Source organism: Chryseobacterium sp. MA9, assembly GCF_024399315.1.
In the GTDB taxonomy this organism is placed as follows: Bacteria; Bacteroidota; Bacteroidia; order Flavobacteriales; family Weeksellaceae; genus Chryseobacterium.
Genome location: NZ_CP075170.1, coordinates 1,388,754 through 1,401,305, shown reverse-complemented (window position 1 = coordinate 1,401,305; position 12,552 = coordinate 1,388,754). Strand labels below are relative to the sequence as shown.

The 12,552-nt window shown below is 35.8% G+C and carries 12 protein-coding genes; 8 read left to right on the top strand and 4 right to left on the bottom strand.

The window, feature by feature from the left end:
* Window positions 1–47: 47 nt before the first annotated feature.
* The gene (locus KIK00_RS06420; protein WP_255815727.1) at window positions 48–224 is read right to left on the bottom strand and encodes a hypothetical protein; all 177 of its coding nucleotides are present in this window, start codon (window positions 222–224) and stop codon (window positions 48–50) included.
* A gap of 299 nt (window positions 225–523) precedes the next feature.
* Here KIK00_RS06420 and KIK00_RS06415 point away from each other — a divergent pair, with 299 nt between their 5' ends.
* The 5 genes from KIK00_RS06415 (at window position 524) to KIK00_RS06395 (ending at window position 6,449) form a co-directional block, all read left to right on the top strand.
* Window positions 524–1,000 (top strand): DUF5675 family protein, encoded by a 477-nt coding sequence (locus tag KIK00_RS06415; protein WP_255815726.1) that lies wholly within the window; start codon window positions 524–526, stop codon window positions 998–1,000.
* Window positions 1,001–1,007: 7 nt separating this feature from the next.
* Entirely contained in the window at window positions 1,008–2,717 is a 1,710-nt protein-coding gene (locus KIK00_RS06410; RefSeq protein ID WP_255815725.1) for a hypothetical protein, read from the top strand.
* Between the two features lie 484 nt (window positions 2,718–3,201).
* On the top strand, window positions 3,202–4,224 hold the full coding sequence (locus tag KIK00_RS06405; RefSeq protein WP_255815724.1) for a hypothetical protein: 1,023 nt from the start codon (window positions 3,202–3,204) through the stop codon (window positions 4,222–4,224).
* Window positions 4,225–4,428: 204 nt separating this feature from the next.
* Window positions 4,429–5,433, top strand: a complete 1,005-nt coding sequence (locus KIK00_RS06400) for a terpene synthase family protein (RefSeq protein ID WP_255815723.1) — start codon at window positions 4,429–4,431, stop codon at window positions 5,431–5,433.
* A gap of 26 nt (window positions 5,434–5,459) precedes the next feature.
* Window positions 5,460–6,449, top strand: a complete 990-nt coding sequence (locus KIK00_RS06395) for a hypothetical protein (RefSeq protein ID WP_255815722.1) — start codon at window positions 5,460–5,462, stop codon at window positions 6,447–6,449.
* Window positions 6,450–6,666: 217 nt separating this feature from the next.
* Here KIK00_RS06395 and KIK00_RS06390 read toward each other — a convergent pair whose 3' ends face one another.
* Window positions 6,667–7,152, bottom strand: coding sequence for a hypothetical protein (locus KIK00_RS06390; RefSeq protein WP_255815721.1), 486 nt, complete (start codon window positions 7,150–7,152; stop codon window positions 6,667–6,669).
* Window positions 7,153–7,585: 433 nt separating this feature from the next.
* Between KIK00_RS06390 and KIK00_RS06385 the strand changes: the two genes are divergently transcribed.
* Window positions 7,586–9,385 carry a hypothetical protein gene (locus tag KIK00_RS06385; protein WP_255815720.1) on the top strand — a complete coding sequence of 600 codons (1,800 nt, stop codon included), beginning with the start codon at window positions 7,586–7,588 and terminating at the stop codon, window positions 9,383–9,385.
* Between the two features lie 12 nt (window positions 9,386–9,397).
* On the opposite strand, the gene KIK00_RS06380 is transcribed toward KIK00_RS06385, so the two are convergent.
* Both KIK00_RS06380 and KIK00_RS06375 read right to left on the bottom strand, forming a co-directional pair.
* Window positions 9,398–10,219 carry an anti-sigma factor domain-containing protein gene (locus tag KIK00_RS06380; protein ID WP_255815719.1) on the bottom strand — a complete coding sequence of 274 codons (822 nt, stop codon included), beginning with the start codon at window positions 10,217–10,219 and terminating at the stop codon, window positions 9,398–9,400.
* Window position 10,220: 1 nt separating this feature from the next.
* A complete protein-coding gene (locus KIK00_RS06375; RefSeq protein WP_255815718.1) occupies window positions 10,221–10,790 on the bottom strand; it encodes an RNA polymerase sigma factor in 570 nt (189 codons plus the stop codon).
* A gap of 392 nt (window positions 10,791–11,182) precedes the next feature.
* Between KIK00_RS06375 and KIK00_RS06370 the strand changes: the two genes are divergently transcribed.
* Together KIK00_RS06370 and KIK00_RS06365 are read left to right on the top strand one after the other, a co-directional pair.
* A complete protein-coding gene (locus KIK00_RS06370) occupies window positions 11,183–11,752 on the top strand; it encodes a fasciclin domain-containing protein (RefSeq protein ID WP_255815717.1) in 570 nt (189 codons plus the stop codon).
* A 78-nt stretch (window positions 11,753–11,830) separates the two neighbouring features.
* Window positions 11,831–12,541 (top strand): ferritin-like domain-containing protein, encoded by a 711-nt coding sequence (locus KIK00_RS06365; RefSeq protein ID WP_255815716.1) that lies wholly within the window; start codon window positions 11,831–11,833, stop codon window positions 12,539–12,541.
* Window positions 12,542–12,552 lie beyond the last annotated feature (11 nt).

The following is a 12,552-nucleotide window of genomic DNA, read 5'->3' as shown; positions in this document are numbered from 1 at the left end:
CTCAAAAATACTTCAAAAGTATGTGGCAAATTGTTTTACCTTCTATTTTAAATAGGCTGAGGTATCACAAGATCATCACAATTTATTGTTTTTGGGATGCATCGCTTTACTTTTTCACACCATTGATGAGTGTATATGCATACTGACGGAAATGGCCCTCCAATTATTCCGGCTCCTGTTACTGTTTTCAATTCATTTCTTGAAATTTTTTTTAGATTTTTCATAATACAAAATGTTTTTATTTTCCTACTCTTTTATGTAAAGCTTTTCGGATACCGCTTATTTTATGGTTCAAAAATGAGATATCAGATATTCAGTGCAAAGAAGGGATTAATAAGTGGCGGTGCTTTTTATATAAGTGAAGTCATTTAAGGATTTACTGTATGGGTGGCAGTAGGAAAGACTATTGAAATATTACACAAAAGTGCCATAGACCGGCAGCCGATTTACATGTAATTTTACCATGAAATCAATCGGTATTTCTAGAACTACAGGTTTACCTTCAATCTTAAAATATAGAACCATGAAAACAGCTTTATTGGTAATTGTATTGACCGCTCTTTTTTCAGGCAGTCTTTTTGGGCAAGGAAATTTTGAAATAGTTATTGAAAGAAAACTATCATCAGCGGCTTGTACCTTAGGATATCTCATTGCAGATAAAAAAGTCATCTGTCATACATTGGAACTGCCATGGGAAAATAATATAAAAAATATCAGTTGTATTCCTTCCGGATCCTATAACGGTATTTTAAGATATGATAAAAATGACGGATGGAGAATACAGCTTGAAAATGTACCAGACAGAGATGGGGTACAAATTCATATGGGAAACTATACAAAGCAGATCAAAGGATGTGTTTTGGTGGGAATGGAAACTGATATTAAAAATTGTACTGTGGGAAATAGTAAACTGGCGTACAGTAAATTGAAGAACGCATTTTATGGTACCTCAAATCCTAACAGTACTCCTGATAAAAACATTATAATAACCTTTAAATAGTTTAATCATGAAAAATCTTTATGTAATCATTGTATTGCTATTTGCCAATACTGGAGTTATTTGGTCGCAGGTGACACCAAATTCAAACAAATTTTCAGTCGAAAATTATGTAGCCATAGATAGTAAAGGGAAATATGCGCTTTATAATACCCACGGCTTTTATGAAAATGTTGCTAAGGGTACTGTTGCTAAAGTATTTATATTACCCATTCTTAAGTTTGATATCAATAATATTAAATATATAGACAGTAAAGGAAATGAAACCTACAAGAGTTCTGATAATATCCGTACGTTGATTATTCCGGTAACACAGGAACTGGCATTACCCAATGAAAGCCAGAAAGCATCAATTTGTGCTGCAATAAGAAGCACGACAATAGCAGCTTTTTATCCTCCAATTTTAAAAAATACAAACGGGCAGCCCATGTTGACGCCTTACCTGATTACCAATCCTGGATTAACCAATCATTTCTTTTCCTTAGCCAAGCAGTATGAAACTACCATGCTTGCCCCTCAGGAACTATTGATTAAAGACTATAATACAAATTTTCAAAGCCAGATCATTTCACCTACCGAGGTAGAATTCATTGTGGAAGCAGGAGGGGAAATTGTTTACAGCAAGCGCATTTCAGGAACTTTGGTTGGAAATAAAAGTTTTAAAAATATTAGTATTGAAAATCCTACAGAGTATGTTAAGAATCTGCTGGCAAACGGAAATGGAGATATATCTGTCAGTTACAAATTTAAGAATTCTAAAACCAGTTATATTAATGCACATATAGATGGCAGTACGATTGTTAACCAATTTTTAAGTGATGCTCAAAAGAGCAGTGTCAGCCAGAAATCAAGCGGATGGGCATTTCTTGGATTAGGAAGCAGCAGGAAATCGATGAAGTCTTCATTCAATCAGCAGGTTGACAGCCAGTATAATGCTGAAAAAATTAATAATACGAGAATCGAAATGTACGATGCAGATGATGATATGATTAATCAATTTGAAGAAAAATTCTTTCCTGATATCTCTCAGGAAGAAGCCCTTAAAAATCACCTTCAGGCAGCCGAAAAAGCAAAAGCAGAAGGAAATGATAAGTTGCAGAATTTACATTTGCAGTTTGCAGAGTCATTGCAAAAAAATGATCCTAACCTGACTCCCAATATCGAAGCTGCTGTAGCCGCCCTTGGCAGAAAAGATTATATAGGATTTATAGCCAATGGAGTAAGGTGGGGAAATAATACAGCCCGCGGTAACACCTCCTTTAAAAGGGTGCTGAACAGCACTGAAATGACTAAGACAGTGGAAGATTACAGCCATACGAAAGCAATATCTGTACAGCATGCGGTTACTCAACCTGTCATTGCTAAAGAAGATGTGAAGTTTAGAGCTTCTGTAGGAGTTATAGATGTTATTCCATGGGATGTACAGCTGTATATTTATAATGGATACAATACCGTTCTTCAGAATGTAAAAGGGGTATTAATAGGACCAACGACTGTAGGTGGAGCTTTACATCTCAATAATATCCTGCCTGGTACTCTGGTTAAAAAAGTGGGTTCTTATTCCGTATATGATGCTCAGACTTTTACCGATGCTTTAAAAAACTATGAACCTGGTGAAAGGACCGATTTGACTTTAGTAGTGCCCAATGCAATGAATCCCAATATCTATCAGGAAAAAACCGTGCAATTTACGCTGGGGTCTCTTCCGGTTATTGATTAAAGTTCACTATTAGTAAATATCAAAATTAAAATACTCCTGTAGATTTTCAACAGGAGTTCTTTTTGTAGACTGCAATCATTGGAATATTTTAAAATCTTGAAACCTTTTTCTCTTATTTCTTATTTTTCAGCAATCTTATAAAACCAAACCAAATTATTATGATATTAATTATTTGATTACAGGTAAAATGTTAAATATTTTTCTCTTTTTGAAGTGTTAATTTATTGATAATCTGATGTGTAAATTTGAGTTATTATCATTGGAAACCTATAAGTTGTTGTTATTCAGTGTTATAGATATATTTTAATAGTATAGTGAAATTCCATATTATTTAATAAAATTAATTTGTACATTTATTTCATTGTTCATGAATGTATCTTATTGGTAATTAATGTAATATGTTTTTTTAAAAGTATGGAGAGTCTCATATGTTTAAATAAAACTATTATGCTATAAAAGATAAAAACCATTAAAACATATAATCATGAGTAATGAAAATTTTAACCCTCTTGAACTTCTTCGTACAAAGTTCAGGTATCCATTCCCAACTTTAAAAAATCCTCATGCAGATCAATTGCAGGAAATCACCGAAAATCAATGGATTGATGGTGAATATATGTGGCTGTATCAAAATAATCCTGATCTGCGTAAAAAGTACAAGAAAACCAAAACTGCCCACATCGCTGCCCAATGGTTTCCTACTGCTTCTGCTGAACGTTTCCAGCCTATCTGCAGGTTGATGCTCTGGACACTTTACAATGATGATCTGTATGAAGAAAGTAAGCCTGATGACATTGATGATGTACATGCTCAATCCATTGCTATATTGAATGGTGAGATCTCTGCTTCTCAATCTACAATACCTTTAGCTTCTATGCTTGCCTCATTAAGACAGGAATTGCTTCAGTTTATACCAAAAGAATCAATGCATCGTTTCACACAGATGATCAGCAGGTATTTTAGTGGGCTTAAAAAGGAACAGGAATACAAAAAGAATAAGATGTTTCCTACAACAGCAGAATGCATTGTCTTAAGGGAAGATTCAATCTGTCTGTATCCTTTCCTGCAGCTTACTGAGGTTGAAACAGGCATCATCCTCCCGCCAGAAATTCATGATCATCCGGTGATTCGCCGTCTCCAGGCACTTGCCTGTCATCTGGTAACTTTTTTCAATGAAGTTCAATCTGTAGTAAAAGATGAAGCAACGGGCAGTATCTATTATAATATTGTGAAGGTAATCCAGAATGAACGCAGGGTCTCGTTAGAGGAAGCCTGCCTGGAAGATCTGCGTCTCCATAATGAAGATCTTAAGGAATTTGTAGCCCTGCAGGCCTCACTTCCTGACTTTGGTATATGGCACGAGGCTGTAGTCAATTGGGTACACTATATGAGTATGGTATTGAGTGGCTGGAAAAATATATCCACTAAACTTGACCGCTATAACAAAACAGAATTTCCAAGTGTTTCCGAATTAAAACAAACATTAGGGCATAACCAATTTCAATAAAAATTTAACGATTACCGTCGTATTAAGACCCTGCCGGAGTTTAGAACAGAGTGGGGATATACCAATATTGCTTTACCTGAGTGAATACATGATCTACAATACAGTTGTACAGTAATAACCGCGGTACAGAAGAAATTCGGTTGTGATTTATTACATAAAGCAGTTAATTTATTTAAATACAATAATTTTAAAATATAGATAAAAATGACACCAGAACAATATAATAGTGCAGATTACTTGCCACGGGGATGCTACCCATGGCCCGACCTTATAAATCCACATGCTGAACAAATGGGGGAAGATATGAATGGCTGGATTGATAATGATTATACTTTTTTAACAGAAAAACAACGGAAAATCTATAAAAAAATGGAACTTCATATGTGTACAGCACGTATGTGGCCGCACTTAACCTATGAGCAGGTCATTCCATGCAACAGGTTCATGCTCCAATACGTTGCTCTTGATGATCAGGTGGAGCATTCGTCCCTTGAAGAGATCCAGGAGTTACGAATCCGTTGTACAGATATTCTCAGGGGTGCTCAGGCCCTGCCGGAAGAAAATGCCCTCTATCATCATATGGCAATGATCCGGGATGAATTTCGTGCTTTTATGCCAGACTTATGGTTTGAACGGTTTGTTTACTATTTTTATCAATCTTTCAGATACGGAATCGAATTGGAGTATCCATACAAAATAGCTCATCGCCCACCATCATTGAATCTTTACAAAACCATCAGAGAATATTCTGTGCTAATGCGCCCTTATCTGATCTTTGGTGAGATTGAATCAGGTCTTGTCCTGCCAGAACATATCTTTGAGCATATAGTGGTACAAAAGATGATTTCCCATATGACTCTGGTAGTTGCGTGGCAAAATGACCTTCACTCCCTGCCAAAGGAGATAGCAAAGGGGACAGAGGTTTTTAATCTGGTTTTTGTATTGCAGCAGGAGTATAATCTTTCTTTGGAAGATGCTTGTGCAGAGGCTTTACATATTCATAATGAAGAGCTGGCTAGTCTGAATGGCTTACATAAAGAGTATCGGGAGTTTGGCGAATATCAGGAACACGTCGACAAATTTGTTTATTATGCCGGTGTCGGGCTGCAGGGAGTTAACACTTTTTATCTGGAAACAAACAGATATAAACATGGGGGAGTTGGTTTTGCCTGGCCTGAAGATAATCATGCCACAAATAGCAGTCTGTAAATTAAGTTTAATATAACTTTTTAAAGATGAAACAACAAGATGTTCCTGTTTTGCAATATCCCTGGCCTTATGAAATAGGCCCGTTTTCACAATCCTTTTATGAAGAACAGAATAATTGGATTGATACGGATTATCAGTTTATGTCTGAAGTTACAAGAACTCAATATAAGAAACACGGCCTCGTAGAGGCCGCGTCTTATATGTTTCCGGCGGCTAGTACCAAAGAACAGATCAGTCCTATAGCAAGATTTATGGTTTGGTTGACTCTATTTGATGATTATTATGAGTTGTGCCCGGTTGATAAACTTGCAGATATCAGGGATCATATAATGGATATCATGCTGGGAGAAAAACCCAAAGCAGGTGATATCGGACTGATAAAACAAGTGGCTTTAAGCAGGCAGGAATTTATTCCTTACGTTAATGATGATTGGTTTATACGCTGGACTAAAAACTTTTATAATTATGCTACCTATGGAGTTATGGAAGAAACACCCTACAAGTTAAAAAGAGAATTTCCAACTCTTAGTAATCTTCTGCTTATCCGTGAGTATTCGATTTTTATGTATCCATATGGAGATTCGGTAGAACCTTCTATTAATTACATGGTTCCGGGATATATATCTGAACATCCAATTATAAAACGTTTAAAAATGTTAATGTGCAGAATAATAGCTATTCAGAATGATTTTGCTTCAGTAGAGAAGGAGTTAGGGATTGATACAGAAGTTCTGAACATTATATTGGTTATCAGGAATCAGTATACTATTTCATTAGGAGAAGCCATTACCGAAGCAATGCACATCCATGATTCATATGTTAAAGAGTTTGTTGAACTCCGGAATAATCTGCCAGATTTTGGTAATCAGCAAAAGAATGTTGTACGGTTTGTACATAATATGGCACTGATGATCTCAGGATTAGGAGCATGGTACCATAAAGGCAATTCTACCAGATACAAAATTCCTGGTGAATTTCCCAAACCAGAATACGGGATCATTACACAATACTTTTAATTAAAACACAAATAGTACACCCATGATCAATAGCGAGTTTAAATTTTACTTCCGCAATCACTTTTAGAGGCTGTCTTAAACATAGGAGACAGCCTCTTTTGTATTCGTATAAACCTTTTATTCTGTCTATTTTAGATAATATTAATACTATATTTTGTAGAATAGAAACAAAATTTAAAAGAAATAATTATGTAATATTGATTGGTAATTTCAAGATTTATTTCTTTGGAGTTAAAGATAAATTATCCATATAAACAGCCTGATGTACCCCATTCAGTAAAACTTTCAGCCCTAGATGAGCGTCTTTTTTCAAAGAAATGGTATATGTTTTTTTCTCTCCTGTGATCTTTGAAGGCTTAGTGATTGAAACATAAGATTTTGCATCAGAAGAACTGTTTATTGAGAAAAGCTCTAATGTTGTTTCCCCTCCGTTATCCGAAAGATCAACAGAAAGGGTATAGGTTCCGGTTTTTATTTCCGGAGTTACCAGATACATATTTTCTCCTGGGTTGCTCATTGAGTAAAAAATAATTCTTTTATCACTGGCATACAGCATGGCTTTTCCTGGCTGAGCAGTCCAGCATTTATTGATATCTTTCCAGGTATCAAAATTTTCAGCAAGGGTAGATACAGGTTTACATTGTGCATTTACTGTTAGAAACCCTCCAATAACAGCTATTCCCGAGAGTACGATTTTTTTCATATATTATTTTTATTTATAATGAGTAAAAATAACAAAAAAAGATTGTACTGGAACGGTCTTGTTTTATGATTTAAATTAGCTCTTTTAAGCTTCATACGGTCGAATGTTCCTTTTCGGCCTGCTTTTCATTGTGACGTATGGTATCTGTTTAAGAGATGATAATGGTATTCCAAAGCTTATCAAATAAAATAAGCCTTCCCATTACAGAAAAGCTTATCTGATTTCAAGTAAGATGCAATTATAAACAAGACTCAAAAATAGGATTAAATGTAATCAGATACTTATGAGTGAGATCATATTGAATCTTTGCAAAGGTGTTGAAAATTGTCCTGAAAGATTATTTTCGGCACCTTTATTGATTTTTCTTTTCTATATTGCAAGCCTGTTGGCTTGTAAATTGATGCTAAAAACTGTATTGAATTTTTGATGACTAATGACTAGAACGATTGCAATTTTAATTTTCTTTTTAAGTGGTTTTTTCTTTTTAAATGCACAGGAAAAAAAAGATTCGCTGTATTACAAAATAGAAGAATTTTCGGATAAGAGAAAAGTTACCAAATTCATTCACCGCTTTATATTTCGTAGAGAGCCGGATTCAACTTCCGTTAAGTCCAGGACAGAAAAACTGTCGCAGGAGACTTATAACAAAAAATACATCAGAAAAATCAGGATAGAGACTATTGATCCATTTGGATACGGTTCCAAGGACAGTAAAGAAAGATCCAGATGGTATGATTGGGTGGCAGATCATCTTCATGCCAATACAAAAAATTCCACTGTTAATAATTATTTGCTTTTTGAAGAAGGTGAAGAATATAATGCCCAGAAACTTTATGAATCCGAGCGTTTGCTGAGAGCAATGCCTTTTGTCAACAGAGTGAATATCAGTGTTTCCGACAGCACTTCCGGCAAAGATTCTATTGATGTGGTGGTAAAAGTTCTGGATTCCTGGAGTCTGAAGCCGAGAATCAGCTATTCCGGAAGTAAGCTCGGTCTGGGAGTTACTGAAGAAAATGTATTAGGATTGGGCCACACTCTTGATTTCCTTTACAGAAACGACTCCAAAGAAAAGCAGGATTATCTTTTGGGAAGCTATACAACCTATAACCTTTTAGGTACTTATATCAATGCACAGCTGCTTGGTGAACGGGATTTTTTGAGAAATGAAAGAATCAATTTCAATGTAAGAAGAGACTTTTTCTCGCCTTTAACAAAATGGGCGGGTGGTTTTACGTTTGAATATTTTAAGCGGAAGGTTTTACTTCCTACAGAAACCGATACTGCTTTTCCTGAAGTTCAGATCAAAGTGTACAGTCAGGATGTATGGGGTGGGTATCAAATTCCCGTTTCATCGGATCCTAACGAAAAAGTATCCAGCAATATTGCAGTGATAGGAAGATTTCAGAATTATCAGTATAAAGACAGTCCGGGAATAGATCAGTATAAATATTTTAGCTCATACAACAGCTTTCTGATGTCTGTTGGGTTTATCCATAGAAACTTTTCGGTTCAGAGAAACATTTTTCAATATGATTTGCCGGAAGATGTTGCTTACGGTAATTCCGTGAACATTATTGCGGGAGGTTTATCAAGAAACAAAGAAGTGAACCCTTATGTGGGAATTTCAGCTTCTTATGGTACTTTTACAAAGTTGGGATACTTTACAGTCAAAGGGCAGTTTGGAAGGTTTTTTAATGAAGACAGCCAGAATCGGGAGTCTTTCCGTGTAGACGGAACCTATTTTACGAATCTTATGGATTGGAAGTTTGCCAAAGCAAGACATTTCTTTTCTCCAACTATAGCATTAGGAAATCCACAGCATAACTATTCTTATAAAGACAGAATCAATCTGTCTTCCACAGACGAATTTCCTGTTTACAGTTCTGATTATATAGGAACTAAAAAACTGGTTCTAAGGTATCAGCTTCAATTGTTCATTAATAAAACGTGGAAGAACTTCCATTTCAGTCCTTATTTAACCACTGCAGTAGGGTGGTTGGGAATGCCTGATGATAAACTATTGAAAACAAAAGCAAATACAAAAATTGGGATTGGGGTATTGATTAATAATCCGTACCTGGTTTTCAACAGAATTCAAATTTCTTTCATGTATTATCCACGGGTTCCGTTTGATAATAATCCGGTTTTTGATTTTAACAGCAATAGAAATAATCTTTTACCAATGAATAATTTTGCAACAGATGTTCCACATTTTGTGAACTTTGGAAATTGATAAAGGAGCGTTTTAGATTTCTCCCATTACAAACATATTCTCCATGGTAGGTACTTTACTTCCGCCTTCTTTTTCTAGAGTAATGGCAAAAGCCTGAGCATTTGTAATATTGGCCAGTGCAATTCTGCTGTCTTTATCTTCGGTGTACATTCCTGCACTTACAGGTTGTCCGTTTTCGATGGCCCAAAGCTGATATTGCATTCCTGCGGGAGCTTTAGGAAGTTTTTCGGCATTCAGATAAACTTCTTTTGTTTTTTTATCCCAGAAAACCATTGCTTTGGAATCCGTATGCTTTTCTACACCCTTCAGCATCACCATCTGCATATCAGGATTGGAGAACATATCAATCTTACTGGTCATTTTTTTCATTGCCTGGTCCTGAGCTTGTTTTTCTGCAGACAGCAAAGCGATTTCCTTTTTATTGGATGACTGGGTATTCATCCAGAATAAATTTCCGGCAACACTTATCAGGAACAATGCAGAAGCTGCTATTGCGTAGGTTTTCCAGCGGGTATCTCTCTGAGTATTTACTCTTTCTGTGGTTTCTTTGTGATCTTGCGCCTCAGGAATGTCTGTTGAAACAGCTGGTGTTACTTCTTCGGCAGTCTGTTCCTGCTGAATTTTATTCCAGATCTTAGATTTCAGATCACTTGGAGGTGTTACGGCCTGAGCGGTAGCAAGATGTTCCAAAGTCTTTTGTGCTTCTTCAAAAGCTGCTTTTACTTCAGCATTATTCTTCATCACACACTCCAAAATCCCTGCTTCTTCAGGAGAAGCATGGCCAAGAATATAAGATTCTATAATTCCGGATGATATGTATTCTTTTGTGTTCAATTTATTGATAATCTTTTAACAAATCTTTTAATTTCATCAGTGCATTACGCATTTTCGTTTTCACTGTTCCCAGCGGTATCTTCAGCTTTTCGGATATTTCATGTTGGGTATATCCTTGATAATAAGCAAGATTTATGAGTTCCTGCTTGTCTGATTCCAGTCTTTCAAGCACATTGTTAAATCCGATATAATCAGACGAATTGTTGACTGTTGAAAGTTCTGTAGTATTATATACGAAATCCGGAAGTGATTGGTTTTTAAGCTCATTCTGGAATCCCTTAGACTTTAAATAATCAATAGCGGTATTTCTTGCAATATTAATCATCCAGGTGTAAAACCTTCCTTTGGAAGCGTCGTATTGATGAATGGAGTTCCATATTTTAACAAAAACATCCTGAATAACTTCTTCAGTGTATTCTTTAGACTGAACGATCCGGAGAATGATTCCGTACAGCGCACCGGAATAGTGGTCATACAGATAATGAAAACCGGTTTCGTTTTTTTCTTTTAATAAAACGATAAGTTCCTCTTCCGAATAGGTTGTTTTAATAGCTTTTATTTTTCTGTCCAAATGTAATAAAATAAAACATATAGTCAATGAAATCCAATGTATCTTTTATTTCGTACATGATTTTAAATAAGTCATTGAAAAATATTTAATATGGAAAATCTTACTTCAAGCTTTGTACTTGCTTTTTGTGTCGCTTTGTCCACACATTTTTGTATAAAGCCCAGAGCCAGCTTCTTTAAATTAAAGACTCTTCACGCTCATACATCTGAAAATCTATAGGAACCCAATTTTGCATAAGTTCTATCTGCCTTTAAATTTGTTTCGAATGAAAAATAATATACTGTAAATCAATTAATTAAAAATAATTTCATTTTTTTTCAATCTAAAATAAAACCAGTCTCGTAAATGACATTAAACACACAATTAACTATAATTAATTAAAAAATAACGCAATGAACACACAATCGAAAATCACAGTTTTAGCAATGGTAGCTTTATCATTTGCATTCAGCGGGAAGGTAACAGCGCAAACGATGAAAGAAAAAACAGTAATGGTGGGAGGAGCTCTCATGTATCCATCTAAAAATATTATTGAAAATGCGATCAACTCCAAAGATCACAAAACCCTTGTTGCGGCAGTGAAAGCTGCCGGTTTAGTAGAAACATTACAGGGAGCAGGCCCATTTACAGTACTGGCACCCACAGATGCTGCCTTTGCAAAACTTCCGAAAGGAACAGTAGAAAATCTTGTGAAACCTGAAAACAAAGCAACACTTAACAGTATCCTGACTTATCATGTTCTGCCAGGAAGATACAGCGCAAAAGAAATCTGGACTGCGGTAAAAGCCGGTAATGGAAAAAGCATGATGAAAACAGTACAGGGAGAAGATCTTACTTTCTGGACTAAAGGAAAAGACCTTTACATAAAAGATGCAAAAGGAAACAGTGCGAAAATAACCATCGCAGACGTGAACCAGTCTAACGGCGTGATTCATGTAATAGACACGGTTTTAATGCCATAACAATTTATAAGATTTCAGACAGCATATTTCAGTATGCTGTTTTTCTTCTTTTATCCTAACACTAAAAAAATTAATAGTATGAAAAAGACAATTCAGGTTTCTAATCAGGGAGTTACCCTTGATACAAGCAGAAGAAACTTTTTAAAATTAAGTGGAGTAGGATTGGCTGTCGCAGGCCTTACTTTAATAGGATGCGATGACAATGATGATTTTCAGATTATGGAAGAATCCAAGTATGATCTGGGAACAGGAGATGTAGGCGTATTAAACTATGCCTATGCACTCGAACAGCTGGAAGCAGATTTTTATACCAAAGTGGTCAATAATTTTTATACGGGAATTTCCAGTGTTGAAAAAGAAGTTTTTACAGACCTCTATCATCATGAAGTGATTCACCGGGATTTCTTTAAAGCAGCCATTAGCGGTGCTACAGACCATGTGCTTCCAAAACTTGAATTCCAGTATCCAAATGTTAATTTTAATGATCGTAATTCAGTTTTAGCCACGGCAAAAGCATTGGAAGATACTGGGGTAGCAGCCTATAATGGAGCCGGAAAGTATATTTCCAATCCTGCTTATCTGGTGATTGCCGGTAAAATAGTTTCGGTGGAGGCCAGACATGCTTCTGCGATCAGAAATTTAATCAATCCCGGATCTGCGGATTTTTCAGGAGATGATGTGATAGATGCCAACGGACTTGACCTTGCAAAAGAGCCCAAAGATATCGTAATGGCTGCAGGAGCGTTTATCAAAACACCTTTTACCTGGAAAGAAAGAGGCATTAACTAATCATTCACCCT